Source organism: Microvirga thermotolerans, assembly GCF_009363855.1.
Classification (GTDB): Bacteria; Pseudomonadota; Alphaproteobacteria; order Rhizobiales; family Beijerinckiaceae; genus Microvirga; species Microvirga thermotolerans.
The window spans coordinates 3,515,998-3,541,187 of the sequence record NZ_CP045423.1; the positions used below are offsets into that span (position 1 = coordinate 3,515,998).

Sequence of the window (25,190 nt, forward strand, 5' to 3'; positions counted from 1 at the left end):
ATGACCCCTGAACCGACTGTGGAGTCCGTGCGCGACGACAAGATCCGGTGCGATGCGTGTCCGGTCATGTGCTACATCAAGCCGGGCATGGCGGGCGCCTGCGACCGTTATGCCAACAGGGACGGCGAACTGGTGCGTGTGGATCCGCATGTCGTCCTGGACCGGACCGTGGCTCAGGGCGGCTCCGTCGTGCCTTTTCACCGGCCGGGCGACTGGGACGGGCAGCTGCTCCAGGGCAGCGAAACCTTCGTGACCGCGATCGGCGCCGGAACGACCTATCCGGACTACAAGCCGGCTCCCTTCATCGTCTCTTCGGAGATCGACGGGGTCGACATGGTAACGGTCGTCACCGAGGGCATCTTCAGCTATTGCGGCGTGAAGGTGAAGGTCGATACGGACCGCTATCTGGGGCCGGAGCGCGCCATCGTGCGGGCGCAGGGCGAAGCGGTCGGCCACGTCACGACGGGCGAATACGGCTCGCAGATGCTCTCTCTCGGCGGCGTACACCACCTCACCGGCGGATCCAAGAAGGAAGGCCGCGTCACGTGCGACGTCCTTCTCGATCTCTGCAACGGCAAGCCGGCGGAGCTGACGGTCGACGACGGAGCGACCATCGTCGTCCAGGCGGGGCGGGCCCCCATCATCAACGGCGTCGTCGAAGAGCGCATGCGAGTCGGATGCGGGTCGGCGACCATCGGCATGTTCGCGAAACAGTGGCACGGCAAGGTGGACGAGGTCGTCGTCGTCGACGACCACATCACCGGCGTCCTCTCGGAGCATCAGGCCGGCAAGCTGCTCGGTATCCGCGGCAGCGGCATCAAGATGAAGGGGCGGCGCTCGACGCCGGGGCGCTACTTTCAGGTGGCGGAGCCCGGCACCGGCTGGGGTGGAACGAACATCTCCGATCCCCTCTCCATTCTCGGCCCGTTCAACCTGCAGGAGGCATGGGCCGGACTGCGCCTGCTGATGGTCTCCACGACGGGCGAGCACTACGCCTACTACGAGCTCGACGACAGGCTGATGCCCGTCGAGCGGGAATTGCCGGCGAGCCTGAAGGAATCCGTCGAGCGGATCCAGGAGAACTGCGAGCCTGCCCTGTGCACGGTTCTGTTCATGGGCGGCGCTGGCGGCTCCCTCCGGGCGGGCGTCACCGAAAATCCCGTGCGCCTGACCCGCTCCGTGAAGGATGCCCTCACCTACGTCACCTGCGGCGGCGCGCCGGTCTATGTGTGGCCGGGCGGCGGCATCACGTTCATGGTGGACGTCACGCGCGTTCCCGACAACGCCTTCGGCTATGTTCCGACGCCCGCCCTCGTCGCGCCCATCGAATTCACCCTGCGCCTTTCGGACTATGCGGCTCTCGGCGGGCACATGGACCATGTCCGTCCCGCGTCCTCGCTCGGACCGAGCGAGTCCCGTCGCCAGGTGCCGCATCGCCTGGACAATCCGTGGCCGTTCGCGCCGCAGACCGCCCGGAGGTCGCACGGATGACGCGACGGCCGCACATCGCGCTGCTCCCCGACGGCCGCCGCCTGCATCTTCAGGACGGCCCCATCGACCTGATCGTCGAAGGGTTCGGGCGGCCGGAAGCGGTGCGGGCTGCCTACGAGGCCGCGGCGCGGCGCCTGACCGGCCTCCTCGACGAGCTCTGCGAAGAGCTGCCCCTGCTGCGCAGGGCTGCCGCGCCTGGATCATGTCCCCTGCGTGGAACGGTGGCCCGCCGCATGCATGCGGCGGTGGCTCCTTTCGCGAAGGAGATCTTCATCACGCCCATGGCGGCAGTGGCGGGCTCGGTCGCGGAGGAGATCCTGGGCGCCATGACGGCGGCGGCCGAGTTGGACAAGGCCTATGTCAACAACGGTGGCGACATCGCCCTCCATTTGAACGAAGACGCGGCATTCACGGTCGGGCTCGTGGACCGTCCGGACCGTCCAGGCCTGTTCGCAACGACCCGCGTGACGGCAGCGGACGGGATCCGCGGGATCGCCACCAGCGGCCGTCACGGGCGCAGCTTCTCCCTCGGCATTGCCGATGCGGTCACGGTTCTCGCCGCCACCGCCGCCGCGGCCGATGCCGCCGCCACCGTGATCGCCAACGCGGTCGACCTGCCGGGCCACCCGGCCGTCCGGCGCTGCCCGGCGTCCGAGATCCAGCCCGACAGCGACCTCGGCGACCGCCCGGTCACCCGCCATGTCGAGCCTCTGCTCCTGGCCGATATCGGGACGGCTCTCGCCCGCGGCGTCGCCTGCGCCGAAGAACTGCTCTCGTCCGGTCTGATCCGAGGCGCGGCCCTCCACCTTCAGGGCGAAACCACGACGGTCGGCTTCGCCTCGCCATCTCCCATTGCGGCCGTTCCGCCGCCTCATCGCCTGCCACAGGATTCCATCTATGCCTGACGTCCATATCCGCAAGAGTCTCGTGACGGTCGAAGAGATCTTTCACGAGGGCGGCCCCGCTGCGGAGGTCCCGCTCAGGAGGGGGGCCATCGTCACGGTCGTTCGCAACCCCTTCGCCGGCCGCTATGTGGAGGAGATCGCCCCCTTCATGGACGATCTGAAGCCGCTCGGGCTGCAGATGGCGACGAGTCTCCTGGCCGCGCTCGGCGGCGACCCGCGTACGATCGAGGGCTACGGGAAAGGGGCCATCGTCGGAGCGGCGGGGGAGCTCGAGCACGGCGCCCTGTGGCACGTGCCGGGCGGCTACGCGATGCGGGAGGCCCTCGGCGGCGCCAAGGCTATCGTGCCCTCGGCCAAGAAGGTGGGCGGTCCGGGCACGCGGCTCGACGTCCCCGTGACCCACATCAACGCGTCCTACGTGCGCAGTCATTTCGACGCCATGGAGGTCGGTGTGCCGGACGGGCCGAAGGCCGACGAGATGGCCCTCGTGCTGGTCATGACGACGGGCGCGCGCATCCACGCCCGCGTCGGCGGCCTCAAGGCCAGCGAGATCAAGGGAGAGGATGGCCTGAGATGAAGGCGAGAGTTCGAAAGATCGTTACGGTCGTCGAGGAAACGCGCAGCGAGATGGGGCAGCCCATCGACCCTCCGACCCGCCGCGCCGCCGCTGTCGCGGTGATCGAGAACCCCTTTGCGGGACGCTACGTGGAGGATCTGGCGCCGCTGTTCGAGATCGGCGAGGAGTTGGGCGGGCTGCTCGCCGAACGTGCGGTGACCGCGCTCGGGATCGAAGGCAGCCGCGCCGAAAGCTACGGCAAGGCCGCGGCGGTGGGCGAGAACGGCGAGCTTGAGCATGCGGCGGCCATCCTGCACCCCAAGCTGGGGGCCCCGGTCCGGTCCGTGCTCGGCGGCGGGGCGGCTCTCATTCCCTCCTCCAAGAAGCGCGGTGGTCCCGGGGTGGTGCTGGACATTCCCCTCGGACACAAGGATGCTGCCTATGTTCGAAGTCACTTCGACGGCATGGAGGTCCGGATCCCCGATGCGCCGCGCGCGAACGAGATCGTAGTCGCCGTTGCGATTACGGACAGCGGACGCCCCCTGCCTCGCGTGGGCGGGCTGACGAAGGACGAAATCAAGGGTGTAGATGGACTGCGCTGAGCCAGATAACAGAGGGAGCTGGCGCAGGCCTAGCAAGTGGAGGACGTTATGACTTTTCGTTACGGACTGCCGGCCGCGTTCGCGGTCCTGGCGGCACTCGGGGCCACGACGGCGGCCCGGGCGCAAGGGGAGATCAAGATCGGCGAGATCAACAGCTACTCGGGGCTTCCTGCCTTTACGGAGCCCTACCGCAAGGGCTGGCAGCTCGCCATCGACGAGATCAACGCCGCGGGCGGTGTGGGCGGCAAGAAGCTGGTCGTGGTCTCCAAGGACGACGCCGGAAAGCCCGCGGACGCGGTCACCGCCGCCAACGAGCTGGTGTCCCGTGAAGGAGTCGCCCTCCTCACCGGCACCTTCTTCTCGAACATCGGCTTGGCCGTCGCGGATTACGCCAAGCAGAAGAAGGTCTTCTTCATGGCGGCCGAGCCGCTGACCGACGCGATGACCTGGTCGAACGGCAACCGCTACACTTTCCGGCTCCGGCCCTCCAACTACATGCAGGCAGCCATGCTGGCCGAGGAAGCGGCCAAGCTTCCCGCCAAGCGCTGGGCGACCATTGCACCGAACTACGAGTACGGCCAGTCGGCCGTTGCCGTGTTCAAGCAGTTGCTCTCGGCCAAACGGCCGGACATCGAATGGGTCTCGGAGCAGTGGCCCCCGCAGGGCAAGATCGATGCCGGAGCCGTGGTGCAGGCCGTCGCGTCCGCCAAGCCGGACGCGATCCTGAACGTCACGTTCGGCCCGGACCTGGTCAAGCTGGTGCGCGAGGGCAATACGCGCGGCCTGTTCAAGGATCGGTCGGTCGTCAGCTTCCTGACCGGCGAGCCCGAATACCTCGATCCGCTCAAGGAGGAGACGCCGGAAGGGTGGATCGTGACCGGATATCCCTGGTACGGCATCAAGACGCCCGAGCACGATGCCTTCCTGAAGGCCTATCAGGCCAAGTTCAACGATTACCCACGCCTCGGCTCCATCGTCGGCTACGCGACCATGAAGTCCGTTGCGGCCATCCTTGCCAAGGCGGGCTCGACCGACACGGAGAAGCTCGTCGAGGCGGCCGAAGGGATCCAGGTCGATTCACCGTTCGGCCGCATCACCTTCCGCAAGCTCGATCATCAATCGACCCTCGGTGCCTTCGTCGGCAAGACCGGGCTCAAGGACGGCAAAGGCGTCATGGTCGATTTCGGCTACAGGGACGGCGCGAAGTATCTTCCGAGCGACGACGAGGTTCGCAAGCTTCGGCCGGAGGGCTGAACTGCATCGTCCGGCATGATGCCGACATCCGGGCTCGCCGCTGTGGCGAGCCCGGGCCCCCAACCGGCGCGGCAAGCCAACGAGCCTCGCGACGAGCCGCGCCACGAGCGTTTCGAGCCGGCGGGGCCTCACTCGCCCAGCCGGTACCGGTGTGAGCGACTTGAGCCGAACCGAAGGAAGGCGTCGTCTGTGAATTTCCTCGCTATCCAATTCTTGACAGGTCTCGCGAGCGCGGCATCGCTGTTTCTCGTCGCGTCCGGTCTCTCGATCATCTTCGGCGTGACGAGGATCGTGAACTTCGCTCACGGCGCCTTCTACATGCTCGGCGCCTACATCGCATACACTCTTACAGAACGCTTCTCCGGCGCGTTGGGATTCTGGGGCGGGCTCATCGCGGCGGCCCTCGCCGTCGCCGCAATCGGGGCTCTGCTCGAAATCGTCCTGCTGCGGCGCATCTATCGCGCACCCGAGCTCTTCCAGCTGCTTGCCACCTTCGGCGTCACGCTGATGGTGCAGGATCTCGTCGTGATGATCTGGGGGCCCGAGGATCTGGTCGGCCCGCGTGCGCCGGGCCTGCGCGGCGCCGTCGAAATCTTCGGTCAGGCGGTGCCGAGCTACGACCTCTTCCTCATCGTCCTCGGACCCGCCGTTCTCGGGCTTCTCTGGCTGCTCTTCCATCGTACGCGCTGGGGCATTCTCGTTCGCGCGGCGACCCAGGACCGCGACATGGTTGCAGCCCTTGGCGTGAACCAGAAATGGCTGTTCACCAGCGTCTTCGCCCTTGGCGTCTTCCTTGCCGGGCTTGGAGGGGCGCTGCAGATCCCGCGCGATGCGGTGAGCCATGCCATGGATCTGCGGATCATCGTCGAAGTCTTCGTCGTCGTCGTCATCGGCGGTCTGGGCAGCGTGCTCGGCGCATTCATCGCTGCGGTGATCGTGTCCGAGCTCAATGCCTTCGGCATCCTGGTCTTTCCCAAGATTTCCCTCGTGCTCGTGTTCCTGGTTATGGCCGCGGTTCTGGTCGTACGTCCCTGGGGTCTGCTCGGACGCCCCGAAGGGCCGGCACGACAGGCGGCCGGCATCAGCATCCGCCCGTGGAAGCCTCTCTCCCGCGAGGATCGGATCGGGATTGCGCTTGCCGTGATCCTGGCCGCAGCCCTGCCATTCTTCGCCGGGAACTATGCCCTGACGGTGGGAGCCGAGATCTTCGTCTTCGTGCTGTTCGCCGCAAGCCTCAGCTTCCTGATGACGGTCGGTGGCCTCGCATCCTTCGGGCACGCGGCCTATTTCGGCCTCGGCGCCTACGGAGCGGCCTTCGCTGCCAAGGCCGCAGGTCTGCCGATGGAGGCGGCGCTCCTGGTGGGTCCCCTGCTCGGCCTCCTCGGAGCGGTCGTCTTCGGCTGGTTCTGCGTGAGGTTGTCCGGCGTTTATTTCGCGATGCTCACCCTCGCCTTTGCCCAGATCGCCTGGTCGGTCGCCTTCCAGTGGGTCGAGGTCACGGGAGGCGACAACGGCATCCTCGGCGTCTGGCCCTCGGCATGGGCGGCGAGTCCCGCCGGCTTCTATTGGCTCTCGCTCGCAATCGCCACGGCAGGCGTCGCCGCGCTTCGGGTGTTGACCTTCTCCCCGTTCGGCTACGCCCTGAGGTCGGCCCGCGACTCGGTTCTTCGCGCCGAGGCTATCGGCATCGACCGCGGGCGCGTGCAGTGGATGGCGTTCATCATTGCAGGAACCTTCGCAGGCATTGCCGGATCGCTCTTCGCTTTCCTGAAAGGCAGCGTCTTTCCCGAAAACCTGGCGATCCCCCTCTCCGTCGACGGTCTCGTGATGGTTCTCCTAGGCGGCATCGAAACGGTCTCCGGCGCGGTCGTCGGCGCCATCGTCTACAAGGCGCTCGCCATCTGGCTGATGAGCCAGACCGACCTGTCCAAGCTTATCCTGGGCGCGATCATCGTCGCTCTCGTCGTCGCATTCCCGAAAGGGATCGTCGGCTTCGCCGAGGAGATGCGGGCACGCTGGCGTGACGTACGTTACAAGGCGGGCACTCCGCTCGCCGCCTCGAAAGCGGAGGCCGCGGAATGACATCCTCGACGCCACTCCTCGAAGTCAAAGGCCTCGCCAAATCTTATGGCGGCGTGCATGCCGTGAAAGGGGTTTCCTTCGAACTCGCCGCAGGCGAGATCCTGGCCCTCATCGGCCCGAACGGCGCCGGCAAGAGCACGTGCTTCAACATGCTCAACGGCCAGATCAGGCCGGATACCGGCACCATCCGCCTCTGCGGGCGCGACACGACCGGGCTCAGCCCCCGGATCGTCTGGCGTCTCGGCGTCGGTCGCACGTTCCAGATCACGGCCACCTTCACCTCGATGACGGTGCGGGAGAACGTTCAGGTCGCGCTGCTCTCGCAGCACGACGAGCTTTCGGTCTTCTACGGCTTTGCAGGCCGCGCTCACAGACGGAAGGCCGACGCGCTCCTCGATCTCGTAGGCATGGGCGCCAATGCCGAGCGTCCCTGCGGCGAGCTCGCCTACGGAGACTTGAAGCGCCTGGAACTGGCGATTGCGCTCGCCAACGACCCCAAGATCCTGCTCATGGACGAGCCGACGGCCGGCATGGCGCCGAAGGAGCGCGTCGACCTCATGCGCCTGACCGCGAAGATCGCCCGCGAGCAGAAGCTCGGCGTGCTCTTCACGGAACACGACATGGATGTCGTGTTCGAGCATGCCGACCGCATCATGGTGCTGAACCGGGGCGAGCTCATCGCCCAGGGTACGCCGGTCGAGGTGCGCAACAATCCCCAGGTACAGGCCACCTATCTCGGAGAGGGGTTGCTCTACGACGAGCGCCATCGGCAGGGAGCGAACGCATGAAGCTCAGCGTATCCGGCCTCAACAGCTTCTATGGGCCCGCCCACATTCTGTTCGACGTTGCGCTCGAGGTCGGCGACGGCGAGGTGGTCGCCCTTCTGGGACGCAACGGCGCCGGCAAGTCGACGACGTTCCGCTCGATCGTCGGCCTCGTTCCGCAGCGGACCGGTCACATCGTCTTCGAGGGCGAGGACGTTTCGGACAGGCCCACCTACGATATCGTGCGGCGCGGCCTCGGCTATGTTCCGGAGGACCGGCGCGTGTTCACGGAGCTCACCGTCGAGGAGAACTTCGCCGTCGGATACCAGCCTCCGCGCAAGGGAGCGCCCACCTGGACGCCCGAGAAGCTCTTCACCCTCTTTCCCAATCTGGGCGAGATGCGCCGCCGTCTCGGCGGGCGGATGAGCGGCGGCGAGCAGCAGATGCTCACCATCGGCCGCACATTGATGGGCAATCCGTCGCTCGTTCTGCTCGACGAGCCCTCAGAGGGCTTGGCGCCCAAGATCGTCGAGCAGATGGCGGACGCCATCCTCGCCATGAAGCGCGAGGGCCTGAGCATTCTGCTCTCCGAGCAGAACCTGCACTTCGCCCGCCTGATCTCGGACCGGGCCTATATCATCGAGAAGGGTCGCATCCGCTTCGGCGGAACGATGGCGGAGTTGGAAGCCAATCCGCAGATCCGGGACGCTTATCTCGCCGTCTGACGGCAGGAGCGCCGCGGCGCCCTGCCCTCTCCTGACCCTACCGACGAAAGGGAGAACCGCCCTGACAGCTCTCAAGACCCGGCGCAGGACCAGGACCGGCCCCTACGTTCTCGACGAGCAGGTCGGGTTCCTTCTGAGGCAGGTGAGCCAGCGCCATGGCGTGATCTTCGCCTCCCTCATCGGCGAGGATCTCACGCCGACGCAATGGGCCGCCCTCGCGAAGCTCCAGGAGATCGGCGAACCCTGCTCCCAGAACCTCCTCGGCCGGCACACGGCGATGGACGTCGCCACCATCAAGGGCGTGGTCGACCGCCTGACGAAGCGTGGTCTCACACGCACGATGGAGGATCCGACGGACAGGCGGCGCCTCCTGATCGCCTTGACCGAGGCGGGCCGCGAGACGGTGCAACGTGCGGAGCCCAACGCCCGCCGGATCTCCGAGGAGACCCTGGCGCCTCTCACGCCCGCCGAGCAGGATGTTTTTCTGGAACTGCTGCGAAAGCTGCGTTGAGGCGGGCGCCTAGAGCATTTTCAGGCAAAGTGGGAACCGGTTGGCCGTCCGAAAATGCGGCAACCGAAAGACTTACGAGCGGGTTGCGCTTCGATGGAATCGCAACCCGCTCTGGCGCCCCGCGCAGGACGGATCTACCCGTGGACGATCTCCGGCACCTTCGTCGCCGGCGGCGTGTTGCGGCTGCGCTGCGTTCTCACGATTCCGTCGATGATCGTCATACCGATGCCCGGCAGGTCGCCGAGCTGAACGCTCTCCAGCACGTTGCGTCCCGCCGAGTGTTGCGCCCGGTCGATCAGCACGAAATCCGCCGAACGGCCGACCTCGATCAGCCCGCAATCGAGCGCGCGCATGCGTGCGGTGTTGCCGGTGGCGAAGCAGAAAGCGATTTCCGCCGGAACGTCGCCGAGCGAGGACAGCATGGAGACCATGCGCAGAATGCCGAGAGGCTGCACGCCCGATCCCGCCGGGGCATCGGTTCCGAGAATGACCCGTTCGAGCTGCCCCATCTCCTTGGCGATCCGCAGGGTGTAGAGAGCGGCCCGCTCGTTGCCGTTGTGCACGAGCTCCAGGCCGCGCCGGCAGCCCTCGCAGATGCAGCGGATCTGGTTGTCGGGCAGCGCCGTGTGGCCGCCGTTGATATGCCCCACCACGTCCGTGTCGGCTTCGAGCACCACGTCCTTATCGATCAGGCCGGACCCCGGAATCGAAGGGCCGCCGGTATGGATGGTGCTCTGGATGCCGTACTTGCGGGCCCACCCGACCATGCGGCGGGCCGTCGGGCCGTCCTTGACGCCCCCCAGGCCGACTTCGCCCAGGAGCTTGACCCCCGCGGCGGCGAGTTCCTTAAAGTCCTCCTCCACCATGTCGGGTTCGATGCAGGGAGCGCCCGCATGGATCTTCACGCCGCCGGGGCGGAAGGCGGAGAAGGTGCGCTGGGCCGTGATCGCCATGGCCTTGAGCCCGACCACGTCCCGCGGCCGGCCCGGAGTATGCACCTCGCCCGCCGAGATCATGGTCGTCACGCCGCCATGGAGAAAGCTGTCGATCCAGCCGAGCTGGTTCTGCCGGGGCGTCCAGTCCCCGGCGACCGGGTGCACGTGGCTGTCGATCAGGCCCGGCACCACCGTCGTTCCATGGGCATCGATGAGGGTGGTCGCCCCTTCGGTGTCCACGTTCTTCTCACGGCCGACTGCACTGATCTTGCCGTCGACGGCGACGATCGTGTCCGCATCGAGGATCGGGTTTGAAAGATCCCCGCTCAACATCAGGCCGATATTGCGAATTACCAGCTTCGTGGGACCGCTCGGTTTCTGCGCCTCGTCATGGGCCATTGGCATACCTCCCATTGCCACCCGCCATTCAATCGGTTCGCTCTCAGTTCAGCACATCGGGGGCGGTTGACAAAGATCATAAGGTCCGTATTTTTGTTTGTACACTAATAAATTGTCGGTCTCGACCGCTCCGGACCGGAGGCTCCGCCATGCCCTATGCCGTGATCGAAGGGTGTATCCGCTGCAAATACATGGACTGCGTCGAGGTGTGTCCGGTCGACTGCTTCTACGAGGGCGAGAACATGCTCGTCATCCACCCGGACGAGTGCATCGACTGCGGAGTCTGCGAGCCGGAATGCCCCGCCGAGGCGATCGTCCCGGACAGCGATCCCCGCGCCGAGAAATGGCTGCCGATCAACGCCCGCTTCGCCACGATCTGGCCCAACATCACGGAGAAGGGAAAGACGCCGGACGATGCGGATGCGTGGAACGGCAAGCCCGGCAAAGAGGCATTCCTGTCCGAAGCGCCTGCCCAGACCTGAGACATCCCCGGAATGGATTTGAACCCATGAGCAACTTCAACGAAGAACGCGTGCTGAGCATCCACCACTGGACGGACACGCTGTTCAGCTTCACGACGACGCGCAGCCCGACCTTCCGGTTCAGGAACGGCGAGTTCACGATGATCGGCATTCCGGTCGAGGGCAAGCCTCTGCTCAGGGCCTACAGCGTCGTCAGCCCGAACTACGAGGAGAAGCTCGAGTTCTTCAGCATCAAGGTGCAGGACGGGCCGCTGACCTCGAGGCTGCAGCATCTGAAGGAGGGCGACTCGATCATCGTCAGCCGCAAGGCCACGGGAACGCTGGTGCTCGACAACATCCTGCCGGGCCGTAATCTCTACCTTCTCGGCACCGGAACCGGGCTTGCCCCCTTCCTCAGCATCATCCGCGACCCTGAAACCTACGAGCGCTTCGAGCGTGTCGTTCTGGTCCACGGTTGCCGCCAGGTGAACGAACTCGCCTACAGCGAGCTGCTCAGCAAGAGACTCCCCGAGGACGAGTTCCTGGGAGAGGAGATCCGCGAGAAGTTGATCTACTATCCGACGGTGACGCGCGAGCCCTTCCGAAACCGCGGCCGGATCACGGACCTGATCACCTCGAATGCCCTGTTCGATGACATCGGCCTGCCTCCGCTCGACGTCGCCTGCGACCGCGTGATGATGTGCGGCAGTCCGCAGATGATCCAGGACCTGCGCGCGATCCTGATCGGCCGGGACTTCCAGGAAGGCAACCACGGCGAGCCCGGGCACTTCGTCATCGAGAAGGCCTTCGTGGAGCGCTGAAGGCAATTCTCGCCCCGTCCTCACCTCCTTGCGGAAAAGAGCCTCCCGCGTTCTCCGGGAGGTGCCGCTCAGTCATGGATCCCACGGATGAAGTTACTTGTGGCGGTTAAGCGGGTTGTTGACTACAACGTGAAGATCCGGGTGAAGGGGGACGGCTCTGGGGTGGAGCTGGCCAACGTCAAGATGTCGATGAACCCCTTCGACGAGATCGCGGTCGAGGAGGCGATCCGCCTCAAGGAGGCGGGCACGGCCGGCGAGGTGGTCGCGGTGTCGATCGGCCCGGCCCAGGCCGCCGAGACGCTCCGCACCGCCCTGGCCATGGGCGCCGACCGCGGCGTTCTGGTCAGGACCGACGCCCCGGTCGAGCCGCTCGCCGTCGCCAAGCTCCTCAAGGCGGTGGTCGCGCAGGAGAAGCCCGACCTCGTCCTGCTCGGCAAGCAGGCCATCGACGACGACGCCAACCAGACCGGCCAGATGCTCGCGGCGCTGCTCGGCTGGCCGCAGGGCACCTTCGCCTTCAAGGTCGCCGTGAACGACGGCAGCCTCGAGGTCACCCGCGAGGTCGACGGCGGCCTGCAGACGCTCGCGCTCACCCTGCCGGCGGTGGTCACCACGGACCTGCGCCTCAACGAGCCGCGCTATGCGAGCCTGCCCAACATCATGAAGGCCAAGAAGAAGCCCCTCGACGAGACCACGCCCGAGGCGCTCGGCGTCGACATCGCGCCGCGCCTGACGGTGCTCAGGACCGCCGAGCCGGGCGGGCGCAAGGCCGGGATCAAGGTCGCCTCGGCGGCCGAGCTCGTGCAGAAGCTCAAGACCGAAGCCGGCGTGCTCTGAGGAGGAGGAAGACCATGACCACGCTGCTGATTGCCGAGCACGACAACGCTCAGCTCAAGGACGCCACCCACAAGGCGCTCTCCGCCGCCCGCGCGCTCGGCGCGCCGGTGCATGTGCTGGTGGCCGGCGCCGGCGCCCGCGCCGCGGCCGAGGCCGCCGCGCGGCTCGAAGGGGTGGACAAGGTGCTGCTCGCCGACAGTCCGGCCTATGCGCACGGGCTGGCCGAGCCGCTGGCGGCGCTGATCGTGGCGCTGGCGGGGCCGTACGGGGCGCTGGTGGCGCCGGCGACGGCGAGCGGCAAGAACGTGATGCCGCGGGTGGCGGCGCTGCTCGACGTGATGCAGGTCTCGGACATCGTCAAGGTGGTGGCGCCCGACACCTTCGAGCGGCCGATCTATGCCGGCAACGCGCTCCAGACGGTGCGCTCGAACGACGCCAAGAAGGTGATCACGGTGCGCACCGCCGCCTTCCCGGCGGCGGGCGAGGGCGGCGCGGCGCCGATCGAGGCGGTCGGCCCGGCGGAGGATCCGGGGGTGTCGCGCTTCAAGGGCGAGGAGATCGCCCGGTCCGACCGGCCGGAGCTGACCTCGGCGCGGATCGTGATCTCGGGCGGGCGCTCGCTCGGCTCGGCGGAGAACTTCAAGACCTACATCGAGCCGATCGCCGACCGGCTCGGGGCGGCGATGGGGGCGAGCCGGGCGGCGGTGGACGCCGGCTATGCGCCCAACGACTGGCAGGTGGGGCAGACCGGCAAGGTGGTGGCGCCGGATCTCTACATTGCGGTGGGGATCTCGGGGGCGATCCAGCATCTGGCCGGGATGAAGGATTCCAAGGTGATCGTCGCGATCAACAAGGACGAGGAGGCGCCGATCTTCCAGGTCGCCGATTACGGCATCGTCGGCGACCTCTTCGCCGTCCTCCCTCAGCTCAACGAAGAATTGGAGACTGTCCTCCGCTGAGATCACGGCTTCGGTGGCAGCCGCACCATCTCCTCGACCGTGTCCACGTCCTGGAGAACGGCCGGATCCGTTGTCGGCCATTCCAGCACGTCGCTCCGCCCGCGAAGAATGGGTCCTGCACCGGTATCGCCCGAGAGGCCTGCAATCGCTGCCTCGAGCCTGCGGGAGATCACGACCGGATTGCCGCGCTGGCCGTGCCGCATCGGAACCAGCGCCGCCGGCTCGCCACGGGCTTCCCACTCTTTCACGAGGCAATCGACCAGACCGGCGGTAACGAGCGGCATGTCGCCCAGAAGAATCACCGCCGCCCGGGCGGCGGTCGGCAGGGCGGCGAAGCCGGCCTTGAGGGACGTCGACAGACCCTCGGCGTAGGACGCGTTGCGAACGATTCGAACCGGGAGCCCCGCGAGGCCGGCTTCGACTGCCGCCGCGCGATGGCCCGTCACCACGATTACCGGTTCGGCCGTCGACTGCACGGCTGCCTCGACCGCGTGGCGGACCAGGGGCTTGCCGTCAAGCGGGGCCAGGAGCTTCGTCCCCTCCCCGAACCGGGTCCCCCGGCCCGCGGCCAGGACGATGGCGGCAATGTCGCTCATTCCTTGCCTTCGCTCCCGCCACCGGCCCGGGGCTGCGGCCGCGTCACGATCTCCATGAGAAGTCCTCCGACCCCGAGAGCCATGATGTCGGCCCGGGTGACGGGAACATCCGCCAGGATCCGGTGCAGCACCCAGTCGAACCCGTTCTCTCGCGGCGACCGGGCGCAGCCCGGAGCGCCGATGACGGGTTTGCCGCCGACGGAGCCGATGAGAAGCAGGTTGCCCGGATCGACGGGCATGCCGAAATGCTCGACCGCTCCGCCCGCCATCTCGATGCCTGCGGGAATGACATCGCGCCGGTCGGCAATGGCGGATGCACCGAACACGACGATGAGCTGCGTGTCGTCGCTCGCCTGCCGCACCAGCTCCCGCGCCAGAGCGGTCGAGTCATGGGGCACCCGACACTCCGATGCGATCATGGCAGCGGCCGGATCGAGGCGCCTCGCGAGAACGCTGAGCGTCTTGTCGATCACGCCCGGCTTGAGGCCCGGCAGGATGGTCGAAACCACTCCCACGCGGCGGCGGACATAAGGAGCGATGCGCAGCGCGCCCTCCCCTCCCCGTGCGATGCCTGCCTCCAGCAGAGTCCCGGGAATCGCATAGGGGATGATCTTGACGGTCCCCACCATCTCCCCCGCGACCACCGGCTTGTAGGCCGGGAGCGTGGCGGCCGTCATGGCCTCGTCGACCGAGTTCAGGCCGTTGATCGCATCCGCATCGACGAGCAGAACACCTGGCGTTTCGGCATACAGGTTCGCGCGCCCGGTGAACGGCTCCTCGACCCTGACGTTCCTCCCGGCCAGCGCCTTCGCGAGCCGCCAGGCCGCCTCGTCTTCTCCGACATCGCCCTGCTCGGGCCGGGCGGCGATCACGCTCTCAATGCCTGCCTGTTTCAGTTGCGCAGCAATTTCGGGCGAGACCACGCTTCCTTTCTTCAATACGATTCCGTCCGCACGGACGCTGTGAGCGGCGAGTGCGCCGATAGCCTCCTCAACCGGGACGAGGCCGAATTTCACGTTCCCCGCCTCCGCTCTTTCCGGAGCGATGCTATCAGCTCCGCCAGAATGGAAACGGCGATCTCGGGCGGAGAGACCGCACCGATGTCGAGCCCGATCGGCGCGTGGATGCGCGCCAGGTCTGCCTCCCCGAAGCCGGAAGCGGCCAGGCGTTCGATACGCCGCGCATGGGTTTTTCGCGAGCCGAGGGCACCGATATAGAAGCACTCCGCCCGAAGAGCCGCGACGAGCGCCGGATCGTCGATTTTCGGATCGTGGGTAAGCGCCACCAAAGCCGTGTAGCGGTCGAGCTCGATGTCCGCCAGGATCCTGTCCGGCCATTCGGCGATAACCGGCACGCCGGGGAAGCGCTCGGGCGTCGCGAAGGCCGTTCGCGGATCGATGATCGTGACGTCCAGATCGACCTCTTTCGCCATGGGAGCGAACGCTTGGCTGATATGGACGGCGCCGATGACGAGGACCTTCACCGGCGGCACCTGAACCGCCAGAAAGTACTCCCGCCCCTCATGCTCCACGAGGCCGCTCCTGCCCTGCCGAACGGCGGCTTCGAGAACGGATGCGAAGGGGTCCCCGTCGAGATCCGCCTGCCGTACGAGGCGCTGTTCGCCCGATGCGGTATCGGTGACGAGAACGGCGACCCGACGGGCAGACCGTTCTGCGTTGAGATCCGACAGGAGGTCGAGCCGCATGTCCGCTCCCTACGCCCCGTCATGGCAGCAATGCCGCCGGCGACGGCGTTCGAGTGCCGGTTCAGGGCTCATCGAGCCCGATATTGGTGATCCGGAGCTGGTGCGGACCGGCACGCTAATCCACCCGCTCGACGTACACCTTGATCCGTCCGCCGCACGAAAGCCCGACCTGCCATGCCGTCTCGTCGGCAACGCCGAATTCCAGCATGCGGGGCTTTCCATCGGCGATGACCTCGAGCGCCTCCGTGATCACCGCTCCCTCGACGCAGCCGCCGGATACCGACCCGAGAAAGTTCGTGTCTCCGTCGACGACCAGATGACTGCCGACGGGACGGGGGGCCGAGCCCCAGGTTTCGACGACGGTCGCGATGGCGACGCCCCTGCCTTCGCGTCGCCAGATCTCCGCCGTCCTGAGGATGTCCGTATCGGTCGAAAGCATGTCGGCTCCAGGCGCGATGGACCTCTGCCTGAAGAGATCCGCAATCATTCTGCCACTACGCGGGCTCGTACCGCAACCGGCTCGCGGTCCTACGAATGGGCCTCTCAGGCTTCGCCCCCTGCCACAATTTGCGGGCAGAAGAGACCGATCGAGAGTCTGCCACCGAGGGAGCGGTCGCCCGGAGAAACGGCCCGCCATGCCTGCAGGCTTCCGACATTCGACTTCGTCGGTATCCATGCGTAAGCCGACAGGCCTCATGCCGATATCCTGCCAATGCGAGCCTTGAGCCGCGGCACCGCAACGGATCGATACCGCAGCGCAGCAAGGCTTCGTAGTGACGCCACTCCGGTTTTGCACATACTCTTGTCCGAGGTCGGCCGATGTGAGGAGAATGCGACATGGCGATGTCGATGCAAGGCGAAGTCATCCTGCCTGCCGACGGGGCAACGGTATGGAGCGCCCTGAACGATCCCGAGGTTCTGAAGGCGTGCATCCCCGGCTGCCAGGAACTGCAGAAGCTGAGCGACACCGAGTTCCAGGCAACGGCCAAGATTGCCGTGGGCCCCGTCAAGGCCACCTTCAAGGGCGGCGTCAGGCTGACCGACCTGAATCCCCCATCGAGCTATACGATCAGCGGCGAGGGCCAGGGAGGAGTTGCAGGCTGGGCCAGGGGCGGGGCGAAGGTTCGCCTTGAAGATGTCGAGGGCGGAACCCGGCTGGTCTACGACGTCGAAGCCCTGGTCGGCGGCAAGATCGCCCAGCTCGGCGGCCGGCTGATCAATGGGGTAGCCAAGAAGTATGCGGACGAATTCTTCGCGAATTTCGCCAAGATCCTCTCTCCCGCCCAGACGGCCGCCTGACAAGTACTTTCCGGCGTCTGCCGCTCCTTCGCGAGGGTGCTTGACCGTCTACCCCGCCCGGTTCACACTCAACCTCGACGGATCGCTTCCTGCGGTCGTCCAACAAGAAAACTTGCCGGCGTCCGCGCCTCCCCAAGGTTGGCCGGGTTTCCGGCGCCTGGAGGAGGAATTCGCGCATGACCACCGTCTCGATGACGGTGAACGGTCAATCCGTCACCGCAGACGTCGATCCCCGTACCTTGCTCGTTCAGTTTCTTCGCGAACACCTGCGGCTGACCGGCACCCATGTGGGCTGCGACACCAGCCAGTGCGGTGCCTGCGTCGTGCACCTGAACGATCAGGCCGTCAAATCCTGCACTGTCCTGGCCATGCAGGCCGATGGCGGCTCGGTCATCACCATCGAGGGGCTAGCCCAGGGAAGCGAGCTGCATCCCATGCAGGCGGCCTTCCGTGAGCATCACGGGCTGCAATGCGGCTTCTGCACGCCGGGCATGATCATGTCGGCCATCGACATCGTGAACCGGAAGGGAGCGGCCCTCGACGAGAAGACCATACGCGCCGAACTGGACGGCAACCTGTGCCGCTGCACGGGCTACCACAACATCGTGAAGGCCATTGCAGCCGGAGCCCGGGCGATGTCCCAGGTGCCGGCGGCGCGACAGGCCGCGGAATAACAGCCGGCCGGGCCCGTCGGGCGGCCTCGCCCTCGGAAGGAAGCGAGGGCAGGCGCATCGCGATGCAGCCTCACGTCACCGACGTCTCGGAGCGAAGGCCGGCGAAGACAAGGGAGGAGATCATGACCGCGACAGGGATCGGCGCCCCCGTACGCCGCAAGGAAGACCAGCGCTTCGTCACCGGCCAGGGACGTTACGTGGACGATTTCAATCGCCCCGGACAGGCCTATGCCTATTTCCTGCGCTCGCCCCACGCCCATGCGGCGATCCGCTCCATCGATACGGGCGCGGCGCGGGCCATGCCGGGCGTCCTCGCCGTCTTTACGGGCGAGGATCTTGCTGCGGACAAGATCGGCGGTCTCATCTGCGGGTGGATGATCCACTCCAAGGATGGGAGCCCTATGAAGGCCGGCCCTCATCCTGCCCTTGCCCAGGGCAAGGTCCGCTACGTGGGCGACCATGTCGCCGTCGTGATCGCCGAGACGCTGGCGCAGGCCAAGGACGCGGCCGAGGCGATCATCGTCGACTACGATGTCCTCCCCGCCGTCGTCGACACAGCGCAGGCCCAGAAGGCGCCCGTCCAGGTCCACGACGTCGCGCCCGACAACACCGTCTTCAGCTGGCATCTGGGCGACAAGGGGGCGGCGGAAGCCGCCTTCGCACGGGCGAGGCACGTGACGAGCATCGATCTCGTCAACAACCGCCTCGTGCCGAATGCCATCGAGCCTCGCGCCGCAATCGGCGAGTACGATCCGGGGACCGACGGCTACACCCTTTACACGACGAGCCAGAATCCTCATGTGGCCCGCCTCGTCCTGTCTGCGTTCATCGGCATCGCGCCGGAACACAGGCTGCGCGTCATCGCGCCCGACGTGGGGGGCGGCTTCGGTTCGAAGATCTTCATCTATGCGGAAGAGACGGTGTGCGTCTGGGCGGCAAAGAAGGTGAGACGCCCCGTGAAATGGACCGCCGACCGCACGGAGGCCTTCCTCGCCGACGCTCATGGGCGCGACCATGTCACCCATGCCGAAATGGCGACGGACGAGAACGGCCGGATCCTGGGTCTGCGGGTCCGCACGACGGCCAACCTCGGCGCCTATCTCTCCACCTTCGCCTCGTCCGTTCCGACCTACCTCTACGCCCCTCTCCTCTCGGGACAGTACGACATTCCGGCCATCTACTGCGAGGTGGACGGTGTCTACACGAACACGGCTCCGGTCGATGCCTATCGCGGCGCGGGACGTCCCGAAGCGACCTTCGTGCTCGAGCGGCTCGTCGAGAAGACCGCGCGGGAACTCGGACAGGACCCCGCAGAGTTCCGCCGGCGGAACTACATCAGGACCTTCCCGCATCAGACTCCCGTCATCATGACCTACGACACGGGAGATTACGAGGCTTCCCTCGACAAGGCGCTGGAGCTCGCCGACTACAAGGGCTTCCCGGAGCGGAGGCGCGAGAGCGCGCGACGCGGCAAGCTGCGCGGCATCGGCTTCTCCAGCTATATCGAAGCCTGCGGCATCGCTCCTTCGCAAGCCGTCGGTTCGCTCGGCGCGGGCGTCGGCCTGTGGGAATCGGCGGAGGTGCGGGTGAACCCGACCGGCTCGGTGGAGGTGCTGACCGGCTCCCACAGCCACGGCCAGGGCCACGAGACCACTTTCGCACAGCTCGTCTCGGACCGGCTGGGCATCCCTATCGAACAGGTCAGCATCGTCCACGGCGATACGGACAAGGTGCAGTTCGGCATGGGGACCTATGGGTCGCGCTCCGGCGCCGTCGGCATGTCGGCGATCGCCAAGGCCCTCGACAAGGTGATCGCCAAGGGCAAGAAGGTGGCGGCGCATGTCCTCGAAGCGTCCGAGAACGACATCGAGTTCAAGGACGGCAAGTTCGCCGTGGCCGGAACGGACAGGGCGCTCGGCTTCGGCGAGGTGGCCCTGCAGGCCTATGTCGCCCACAAGTTCTCCGGCCAGGATCTTGAACCCGGCCTGAAGGAGGGCGCCTTCTACGACCCCACCAATTTCACCTTCCCGGCCGGCGTTCATATCTGCGAGGTGGAGATCGACCCGGATACGGGGGTCACCACCATCGAGCGCTGGACGGCGGTGGACGATTTCGGCGTGATCATCAACCCGATGATCGTCGAAGGCCAGGTCCATGGGGGCATTGCCCAGGGCGTCGGTCAGGCGCTCCTGGAAGGAGCCGTCTACGACCGGGACGGGCAGCTCGTGACGGCGAGCTACAACGACTACTGCATGCCGCGGGCCATCGACCTGCCGTCCTTCCAGGTCGGCATGACGGTGACGCCCTGCCCCTCGAACCCGCTCGGTATCAAGGGCTGCGGCGAGGCGGGCGCGATTGCCGCGCCGCCGGCCGTCATCAACGCGATCACGGATGCGCTCGGCCACGAGGACATCTCGATGCCCGCGACATCACAGGCCGTGTGGCGGGCCGCGCAGAAGGCGCGCATGCCGATGGCGGCGGAATAAGGGAGGGACCGGGATGTACGCGTTCGAATATCACCGTCCGACGAGCGTCCGCCAGGCGGCGGAGCTCGCCGCCACGCTCGAGGACCCCAAGTTCCTCGCCGGCGGCCACACGCTGCTGCCGACGATGAAGATGCGACTCGCATCTCCGGCCAATCTGGTCGACCTGGGCCGGATTGCCGAGCTTCACGGAATCGAACGTTCTGACGGCTCGATCTCCATCGGCGCCATGACGCGGCATGCCGAGGTGGCGCAGTCCAGCGAGGTCCGGCAGGCTCTTCCCGCGCTCGCGGAGATGGCCGAGCTCATCGGCGACCAGCATGTCCGCCACCGCGGCACGATCGGAGGCTCCATCGCCAACAACGATCCCTCCGCGGATTATCCGGCGGCGTGCCTGGCTCTCAAGGCAACGATCATGACGGATCGGCGCAGCATCGCAGCGGACGACTTCTTCCAGGGCATCTTCTCGACGGCTCTCGAGGAGGGCGAGATCATCACCCGGGTCTCCTTTGCGCTTCCATCGCAGGCGGCCTATGCCAAGTTCCGCAACCCGGCCTCTCGCTATGCTCTGGTCGGCGTCTTCGTCGCCAGATATCCGGACGGCGTTCGGGTCGCCGTGACGGGTGCCGGATCCGACGGGGTCTTCCGGGTTTCGGAGATGGAGCAGGCGCTGAACCGGAGCTTCACCGCCGATGCTCTCGACGGCATCGCCGTTGCGGCCGACGGAATGAACAGCGACATCCATGCGGATGCCGCCTACCGGGCCCATCTGGTCGGCGTCATGGCGCGGCGGGCCGTCCAGGCGGCGGCAGCCCGCGGCTGATACCACAGAGACCGTCGGCCTTGTGCCGGGATGCCGCGCCTGCCAAACTGCGCAGGATCTGGGAAAGACACCTGCCCGGGCCGAGCCTGGGCATCGTGCTCTTGAGGAGCAGCAAATCCCGTGGCCGACCGACCCGGTTCAATCGACGAGACTCTGGCGCTCTTGAAGCGAACCGGCTACATCCCCGACCGTTCGCTGGCGACCGTGCTCTTCCTCGCGCTGAGGCTCGGGCGTCCCCTGTTCCTCGAAGGCGAGGCCGGGGTTGGAAAGACGGAAATCGCAAAGGTGCTGTCCACGGCCCTCGGTCGCCGGCTGATCAGGCTCCAGTGCTACGAGGGTCTCGATGTCGCCGCTGCCGTCTATGAGTGGAACTATGCCGGGCAGATGATGGCGATCCGGCTTGCGGAAGCGACGGGCGCTGTCGACCGGGACACGCTTGAAGGCGACCTCTTCGCGGAGCGCTACCTTGTGAAGCGGCCGCTCCTGCAGGCGCTCGAGGCGGACACCGCAGGCGCCCCGGTTCTCCTGATCGACGAGCTCGACCGCACCGACGAGGCTTTCGAGGCATTCCTGCTCGAGGTGCTCTCCGACTTCCAGGTAACGATTCCGGAACTGGGGACCATCCGAGCGGAACATCCGCCGATCGTCCTCATCACATCGAACCGGACCCGAGAAATCCACGACGCGCTCAAGCGCCGGTGCCTGTATCACTGGGTGGATTATCCGGACGCGCAGCGTGAGCTTGCCATCCTGAGCAGCCGCGTCCCGGGCGCTCCCGAGCGGCTGTCGAGGGAGATCGTCGCTTTCGTCCAGGCAATCCGCAAGGAGGATCTGTTCAAGGCTCCGGGCGTGGCCGAGACGCTGGACTGGGCATCCGCCCTGGTGGAGCTCGATGCCGTCGCTCTCGATCCGGCTCTCGTGTCGGACACCCTCGGCGTCCTTCTGAAGTACCAGGACGATATTCAGAAGATGCAGGGCAGCCGGGCAAAGGCCGTGCTCGACGAGGTTCACGGCCGGATGAGGGTTGCGGAGTGACGGAGGCCGGGACCGCTCAGGGCGCGGGGCGGCTCGCAGACAACGTCGCCTACTTCGCGCGGGCCCTGCGAAGCGCCGGCCTGCCGGTCGGGCCGGGAGCCGTCCTCGACGCGATTGCGGCCGTCGAAGCGGCGGGCATCGGAACCCGCGAGGACTTCTATTGGACGCTCCATGCAGTTTTCGTGAAGCGGCATGAACACAGCACCCTGTTCGATCAGGCGTTCCGAATCTTCTGGCGACGGCGCGCGCTGATCGAGAAGCTGATCGCGCAGATGTCGCCGGTCGCCCCTGGTAGCGATGCGGAGAAGAGGCCGCAGGCGGGCGCCCTGCGCGTCGCCGAGGCTTTGGCCCCACCCCGGCAGGAGAAGCCCGATCCGGTCGAGAAGACCGAGTTCTCCGCGCGTCTCACCGTCTCGGACAGAGAGGTGCTGCGCTCGAAAGACTTCGCGCAGATGTCGGCTGGCGAGATCGCCAAGGCCAAGCGGCTCATTGCGGGACTGTCCCTGCCTGACGACCGGATCATGACGCGCAGGTTCCTGGCGGACCCGCGGGGGCGGAGCATCGATCTGCGCAGGACGTTCCGCCGGTCGCTGCGCGGCGGGGGAGCCGTCATCGACCTCGCCTATCGCTCGCATGCCGTCCGTCATGCGCCCGTGGTGGCGCTCATCGACATATCCGGATCCATGGCGGAATATTCGCGGCTTTTCCTTCACTTCCTCCATGCCTTGGCCGAGAAACGACGCCGGGTCCATTCCTTCGTCTTCGCCACGCGCCTGACCAATATCAGCCGCGAGCTGGCCAGCCGCGATCCCGACGAGGCGCTCGCCCGCGCATCCGCACGGGCGCAGGACTGGGAAGGAGGCACACGGATCGCCCATGCGCTGCACGAGTTCAACCGCCGCTGGTCGCGCCGGGTTCTCGGGCAGGGCGCGGTCGTGCTGCTCTTTACCGATGGGCTTGAGCGGGAGGTGACAGGCGAGCTGACCTTCGAGATGGATCGCCTGAAGCGTTCCTGCCGCCGCCTGATCTGGCTCAACCCGCTTCTGCGGTTCGAAGCCTTCGAGGCCCGTGCGTCCGGGATCCGGGCCATGCTTCCGCATGTCCACGACTTCCGTCCCATTCACAACTTGGCATCGATGGAGGGGCTTTGCAGGGCGCTGACGGAGCGCCCTGCCAGCATGGACACTCCACGCCGATGGCTGAAAGCGTCCTGAGCCTCGCGGACTGTCAATCGAGCTTCTGCAGGTGAGAGGGCCGAGGCAGAGCCGCGACCTCCGTCCGCCCGTGCGTTCCCGTTCCCAGGACGAACCGATGGAGCTGCGCCTTCTGATAGGCACGATTGGCCCTGAAGTAGTCTTCGGCCTGGTCGGCCGGCATCGCAGGACCGAAGAGGAAGCCCTGTCCGTAGTCGCAGCCCAGGGCACGGAGGCATTTCAGCTGGGCAGCGGTCTCCAGCCCTTCCGCGACGGTCTGCATCCCGAGGCTTTTCGCCAGCCCCAACGTCGCCCGCACGATGGCTCGGTCGTTGGGGCTGGATGTGAGATGAACCACGAATGACCGGTCGATCTTGATCTGATTGACGGCATAGCTCTTCAGATGAGTCAGCGAGGCAAAGCCGGTTCCGAAATCGTCGAGGGCGATGGAGACGCCGAGGCTGCGCAGTTCGTTGAGAGTCTGGGCGATATTGGACCTTCTGTCGTCCAGCAGGACCGATTCCGTGATTTCGACGGTCAACTGGGAAAAGGGGATTCCCTTGGAGGCGAAGAGGCTCGCGACCTTCTCCGGATAGTCTCCGCGCTTGAGTTCGGGAGCGGTAACGTTCACCGAGACCTTGCAGTACGGCATTCCCCTCGCGTGCCACTGCTGGAGATGAAGGCTGACCGACCGGAGCATGTGCTCCCCCAGCAGGATGGCGATGTCGGGGTCCTCCAGGGCAGTTTCGAAATCGCGTGGGGTCAGGACCTCGCCGTTCGGCTGCACCCATCGCGCCAGCGCCTCGAAGCCATAGGAGCGCCGGTCCGTCAGACGCATCTGGGGCTGATAGAACGGCTTGATCTCCCCGGCTTCGATAGCGTCCTGAAAAGCGGAGAGCTGCTCCAGCCGGGCCAGCAAGGATGTGCGCATGTGGGGAGAATAGATCTGCGCCTGCCCGCGACCGTCAGCCTTCGCGCGGTGAAGGGCTATGTCGGCGTTCTGCACCAGTTCACCGACTTCCGAGCCATGATCGGGGAAAAGTGCGACCCCCACGCTCGCTCCGGCCCTTCGCCCCGGGACGTATCTTCTCATGACCATGGCGGTGGCGTCCAACAGCTTTCTCGCCATCGAAGCGGCATCACGTGTGCCGGCCATGCTCGACAGCAGCAGGGCGAACTCGTCGCCGCCGAAACGGCCTATCGTATCGTTGCGATCCAGGCATGCTCTGAGGCTCCTGGCGACATCGGCAAGCACCTCGTCACCGGCCTCGTAGCCGAGACTGTTGTTCAGGTCCTTGAAACGGTCGAGGCCTACGAGAATCAGAGCGAAACCGTGTCCCGCAGCACGGGCCTGTGCGATCACTTCTCCGCATTTCTTCAGGAAATCGCTTCGATTGAACAGGCCCGTCACGGCATCCTGACGCGGCGGATCCTGGACCCTTCGCCCACCGGCTTCACCGGCGCCTGTTCTCGCGGCGGGGTCCGAGCCTCGCCTCGTCCTCCGTTTGGCAAGCGCGACCGCGCCATCGCTGTGCGAGAACACAAGGCGCTCCTTTGGAAGCGGAGGCGCTGTGACGGGCTCGCCCGCGCCTGCAAAGGTGCCGGCCGAGCCGTCGAGTAGCTCAAGGGTCGATTTTCCTGACGAATTATAAATGGCGAGGATGTCGTCGCGCGATAGCAGCATGCGAATCCTCCGTCAGCACCCTTCAGCGCCGGTTTTCGCTTCCCGGCCCGTGCAGATCGCGACGAAGTCCAAACGTTCCAGGCGAAATCGTCTTCAAGATAAAGGCCGAGTCCCTCATTCGACGATGCCAGACCCTGACGATTCGGATTTAAGATTCAATGAAGCAACAAGGTTAACGGCTCCATGCAGCGCCGTCCTCGCGGCCCGGCATGCCCGAAGACCGCTTTCGTCTGCCGAAGTGCACCTTGCATTCCCTTTGCGAGCAGAGCGCGCAGGCCTGCCGAGCCCTGCGCCGGAACGAATCTAGATATTCCGTACAGGAGTTCCATTGCCCTTGAGCTTGGCGGGATTCGCTGGCAGGCTGCCGCTTGCCCAAGTTTGCGAGATGACGTTGAC

Annotated in this window: 25 protein-coding genes; 19 read left to right on the forward strand and 6 right to left on the reverse strand. The window is 66.3% G+C overall.

Annotation, left to right across the window (positions count from 1 at the left end; translation table 11 throughout):
• The 9 genes from GDR74_RS16690 to GDR74_RS16730 all read left to right on the forward strand — a co-directional run bounded on the left by GDR74_RS16690 (position 1) and on the right by GDR74_RS16730 (position 8,890).
• On the forward strand, positions 1-1,491 hold the full coding sequence (locus GDR74_RS16690; protein ID WP_152587349.1) for a 6-hydroxynicotinate reductase: 1,491 nt from the start codon (positions 1-3) through the stop codon (positions 1,489-1,491).
• Positions 1,488-2,396: a UPF0280 family protein gene (locus GDR74_RS16695; RefSeq protein ID WP_152587350.1), complete on the forward strand. Its 909-nt coding sequence runs from the start codon at positions 1,488-1,490 to the stop codon at positions 2,394-2,396. The genes GDR74_RS16690 and GDR74_RS16695 overlap by 4 nt, the downstream gene beginning before the upstream one ends.
• A complete protein-coding gene (locus GDR74_RS16700) occupies positions 2,389-2,973 on the forward strand; it encodes an amino acid synthesis family protein (protein ID WP_152587351.1) in 585 nt (194 codons plus the stop codon). Before GDR74_RS16695 ends, GDR74_RS16700 begins: the two co-directional genes overlap by 8 nt.
• Positions 2,970-3,554, forward strand: a complete 585-nt coding sequence (locus GDR74_RS16705; RefSeq protein WP_152587352.1) for an amino acid synthesis family protein — start codon at positions 2,970-2,972, stop codon at positions 3,552-3,554. Before GDR74_RS16700 ends, GDR74_RS16705 begins: the two co-directional genes overlap by 4 nt.
• Positions 3,555-3,602: 48 nt before the next feature.
• Complete coding sequence (locus GDR74_RS16710; RefSeq protein WP_152587353.1) at positions 3,603-4,808, forward strand: ABC transporter substrate-binding protein; 1,206 nt, start codon at positions 3,603-3,605, stop codon at positions 4,806-4,808.
• A 189-nt stretch (positions 4,809-4,997) separates the two neighbouring features.
• Positions 4,998-6,890 (forward strand): ABC transporter permease, encoded by a 1,893-nt coding sequence (locus tag GDR74_RS16715; protein ID WP_152587354.1) that lies wholly within the window; start codon positions 4,998-5,000, stop codon positions 6,888-6,890.
• A complete protein-coding gene (locus GDR74_RS16720) occupies positions 6,887-7,678 on the forward strand; it encodes an ABC transporter ATP-binding protein (protein ID WP_152587355.1) in 792 nt (263 codons plus the stop codon). The genes GDR74_RS16715 and GDR74_RS16720 overlap by 4 nt, the downstream gene beginning before the upstream one ends.
• Positions 7,675-8,379 carry an ABC transporter ATP-binding protein gene (locus GDR74_RS16725; RefSeq protein ID WP_152587356.1) on the forward strand — a complete coding sequence of 235 codons (705 nt, stop codon included), beginning with the start codon at positions 7,675-7,677 and terminating at the stop codon, positions 8,377-8,379. The genes GDR74_RS16720 and GDR74_RS16725 overlap by 4 nt, the downstream gene beginning before the upstream one ends.
• 61 nt (positions 8,380-8,440) lie before the next feature.
• On the forward strand, positions 8,441-8,890 hold the full coding sequence (locus GDR74_RS16730) for a MarR family winged helix-turn-helix transcriptional regulator (protein WP_152587357.1): 450 nt from the start codon (positions 8,441-8,443) through the stop codon (positions 8,888-8,890).
• A gap of 134 nt (positions 8,891-9,024) precedes the next feature.
• Here GDR74_RS16730 and GDR74_RS16735 read toward each other — a convergent pair whose 3' ends face one another.
• Positions 9,025-10,224 (reverse strand): amidohydrolase family protein, encoded by a 1,200-nt coding sequence (locus tag GDR74_RS16735; RefSeq protein ID WP_152587358.1) that lies wholly within the window; start codon positions 10,222-10,224, stop codon positions 9,025-9,027.
• A gap of 149 nt (positions 10,225-10,373) precedes the next feature.
• On the opposite strand from GDR74_RS16735, the gene fdxA reads away from it, so the two are divergent.
• The 4 genes from fdxA to GDR74_RS16755 all read left to right on the forward strand — a co-directional run bounded on the left by fdxA (position 10,374) and on the right by GDR74_RS16755 (position 13,302).
• The gene (gene fdxA, locus GDR74_RS16740; RefSeq protein ID WP_152587359.1) at positions 10,374-10,706 is read left to right on the forward strand and encodes a ferredoxin FdxA; all 333 of its coding nucleotides are present in this window, start codon (positions 10,374-10,376) and stop codon (positions 10,704-10,706) included.
• A gap of 26 nt (positions 10,707-10,732) precedes the next feature.
• Entirely contained in the window at positions 10,733-11,506 is a 774-nt protein-coding gene (locus GDR74_RS16745) for a ferredoxin--NADP reductase (RefSeq protein ID WP_152587360.1), read from the forward strand.
• Positions 11,507-11,593: 87 nt separating this feature from the next.
• Positions 11,594-12,343 carry an electron transfer flavoprotein subunit beta/FixA family protein gene (locus tag GDR74_RS16750; protein WP_152584992.1) on the forward strand — a complete coding sequence of 250 codons (750 nt, stop codon included), beginning with the start codon at positions 11,594-11,596 and terminating at the stop codon, positions 12,341-12,343.
• 14 nt (positions 12,344-12,357) lie between these two features.
• Entirely contained in the window at positions 12,358-13,302 is a 945-nt protein-coding gene (locus GDR74_RS16755; protein WP_152587361.1) for an electron transfer flavoprotein subunit alpha/FixB family protein, read from the forward strand.
• Positions 13,303-13,304: 2 nt separating this feature from the next.
• Here the strand turns inward: GDR74_RS16755 and GDR74_RS16760 are convergent, their stop codons facing one another.
• From GDR74_RS16760 to GDR74_RS16775, 4 genes are all read right to left on the reverse strand, one after another.
• Entirely contained in the window at positions 13,305-13,898 is a 594-nt protein-coding gene (locus GDR74_RS16760; protein WP_152587362.1) for a nucleotidyltransferase family protein, read from the reverse strand.
• A complete protein-coding gene (locus GDR74_RS16765; RefSeq protein WP_343039612.1) occupies positions 13,895-14,821 on the reverse strand; it encodes a molybdopterin-binding protein in 927 nt (308 codons plus the stop codon). The genes GDR74_RS16760 and GDR74_RS16765 overlap by 4 nt, the downstream gene beginning before the upstream one ends.
• A gap of 89 nt (positions 14,822-14,910) precedes the next feature.
• On the reverse strand, positions 14,911-15,603 hold the full coding sequence (locus GDR74_RS16770; protein ID WP_152587364.1) for an XdhC family protein: 693 nt from the start codon (positions 15,601-15,603) through the stop codon (positions 14,911-14,913).
• A gap of 115 nt (positions 15,604-15,718) precedes the next feature.
• A complete protein-coding gene (locus tag GDR74_RS16775; RefSeq protein ID WP_152587365.1) occupies positions 15,719-16,042 on the reverse strand; it encodes an XdhC family protein in 324 nt (107 codons plus the stop codon).
• 398 nt (positions 16,043-16,440) lie between these two features.
• On the opposite strand from GDR74_RS16775, the gene GDR74_RS16780 reads away from it, so the two are divergent.
• The 6 genes from GDR74_RS16780 to GDR74_RS16805 all read left to right on the forward strand — a co-directional run bounded on the left by GDR74_RS16780 (position 16,441) and on the right by GDR74_RS16805 (position 23,131).
• Positions 16,441-16,902, forward strand: a complete 462-nt coding sequence (locus tag GDR74_RS16780; protein ID WP_152587366.1) for an SRPBCC family protein — start codon at positions 16,441-16,443, stop codon at positions 16,900-16,902.
• Between the two features lie 176 nt (positions 16,903-17,078).
• On the forward strand, positions 17,079-17,576 hold the full coding sequence (locus GDR74_RS16785; protein WP_152587367.1) for a (2Fe-2S)-binding protein: 498 nt from the start codon (positions 17,079-17,081) through the stop codon (positions 17,574-17,576).
• A 122-nt stretch (positions 17,577-17,698) separates the two neighbouring features.
• A complete protein-coding gene (locus GDR74_RS16790; protein ID WP_152587368.1) occupies positions 17,699-20,062 on the forward strand; it encodes a xanthine dehydrogenase family protein molybdopterin-binding subunit in 2,364 nt (787 codons plus the stop codon).
• A gap of 13 nt (positions 20,063-20,075) precedes the next feature.
• The gene (locus tag GDR74_RS16795; RefSeq protein ID WP_152587369.1) at positions 20,076-20,882 is read left to right on the forward strand and encodes an FAD binding domain-containing protein; all 807 of its coding nucleotides are present in this window, start codon (positions 20,076-20,078) and stop codon (positions 20,880-20,882) included.
• A gap of 120 nt (positions 20,883-21,002) precedes the next feature.
• On the forward strand, positions 21,003-21,917 hold the full coding sequence (locus tag GDR74_RS16800) for an AAA family ATPase (RefSeq protein ID WP_152587370.1): 915 nt from the start codon (positions 21,003-21,005) through the stop codon (positions 21,915-21,917).
• Entirely contained in the window at positions 21,914-23,131 is a 1,218-nt protein-coding gene (locus GDR74_RS16805) for a vWA domain-containing protein (protein ID WP_152587371.1), read from the forward strand. The genes GDR74_RS16800 and GDR74_RS16805 overlap by 4 nt, the downstream gene beginning before the upstream one ends.
• 13 nt (positions 23,132-23,144) lie before the next feature.
• On the opposite strand, the gene GDR74_RS16810 is transcribed toward GDR74_RS16805, so the two are convergent.
• Positions 23,145-24,794, reverse strand: a complete 1,650-nt coding sequence (locus tag GDR74_RS16810) for a putative bifunctional diguanylate cyclase/phosphodiesterase (RefSeq protein WP_152587372.1) — start codon at positions 24,792-24,794, stop codon at positions 23,145-23,147.
• Positions 24,795-25,190: the final 396 nt, after the last annotated feature.

Bases quoted from the DNA above. Each gene is read 5' to 3' on its own strand.
- GDR74_RS16690 (WP_152587349.1), top strand. From the start codon at position 1: ATGACCCCTGAACCGACTGTGGAGTCCGTGCGCGACGACAAGATCCGG.
- GDR74_RS16695 (WP_152587350.1), top strand. From the start codon at position 1,488: ATGACGCGACGGCCGCACATCGCGCTGCTCCCCGACGGCCGCCGCCTG.
- GDR74_RS16700 (WP_152587351.1), top strand. From the start codon at position 2,389: ATGCCTGACGTCCATATCCGCAAGAGTCTCGTGACGGTCGAAGAGATC.
- GDR74_RS16705 (WP_152587352.1), top strand. From the start codon at position 2,970: ATGAAGGCGAGAGTTCGAAAGATCGTTACGGTCGTCGAGGAAACGCGC.
- GDR74_RS16710 (WP_152587353.1), top strand. From the start codon at position 3,603: ATGACTTTTCGTTACGGACTGCCGGCCGCGTTCGCGGTCCTGGCGGCA.
- GDR74_RS16720 (WP_152587355.1), top strand. From the start codon at position 6,887: ATGACATCCTCGACGCCACTCCTCGAAGTCAAAGGCCTCGCCAAATCT.
- GDR74_RS16725 (WP_152587356.1), top strand. From the start codon at position 7,675: ATGAAGCTCAGCGTATCCGGCCTCAACAGCTTCTATGGGCCCGCCCAC.
- GDR74_RS16735 (WP_152587358.1), bottom strand. From the start codon at position 10,224: ATGGCCCATGACGAGGCGCAGAAACCGAGCGGTCCCACGAAGCTGGTA.
- fdxA (WP_152587359.1), top strand. From the start codon at position 10,374: ATGCCCTATGCCGTGATCGAAGGGTGTATCCGCTGCAAATACATGGAC.
- GDR74_RS16745 (WP_152587360.1), top strand. From the start codon at position 10,733: ATGAGCAACTTCAACGAAGAACGCGTGCTGAGCATCCACCACTGGACG.
- GDR74_RS16750 (WP_152584992.1), top strand. From the start codon at position 11,594: ATGAAGTTACTTGTGGCGGTTAAGCGGGTTGTTGACTACAACGTGAAG.
- GDR74_RS16755 (WP_152587361.1), top strand. From the start codon at position 12,358: ATGACCACGCTGCTGATTGCCGAGCACGACAACGCTCAGCTCAAGGAC.
- GDR74_RS16760 (WP_152587362.1), bottom strand. From the start codon at position 13,898: ATGAGCGACATTGCCGCCATCGTCCTGGCCGCGGGCCGGGGGACCCGG.
- GDR74_RS16770 (WP_152587364.1), bottom strand. From the start codon at position 15,603: ATGCGGCTCGACCTCCTGTCGGATCTCAACGCAGAACGGTCTGCCCGT.
- GDR74_RS16775 (WP_152587365.1), bottom strand. From the start codon at position 16,042: ATGCTTTCGACCGATACGGACATCCTCAGGACGGCGGAGATCTGGCGA.
- GDR74_RS16780 (WP_152587366.1), top strand. From the start codon at position 16,441: ATGGCGATGTCGATGCAAGGCGAAGTCATCCTGCCTGCCGACGGGGCA.
- GDR74_RS16785 (WP_152587367.1), top strand. From the start codon at position 17,079: ATGACCACCGTCTCGATGACGGTGAACGGTCAATCCGTCACCGCAGAC.
- GDR74_RS16790 (WP_152587368.1), top strand. From the start codon at position 17,699: ATGACCGCGACAGGGATCGGCGCCCCCGTACGCCGCAAGGAAGACCAG.
- GDR74_RS16795 (WP_152587369.1), top strand. From the start codon at position 20,076: ATGTACGCGTTCGAATATCACCGTCCGACGAGCGTCCGCCAGGCGGCG.
- GDR74_RS16810 (WP_152587372.1), bottom strand. From the start codon at position 24,794: ATGCTGCTATCGCGCGACGACATCCTCGCCATTTATAATTCGTCAGGA.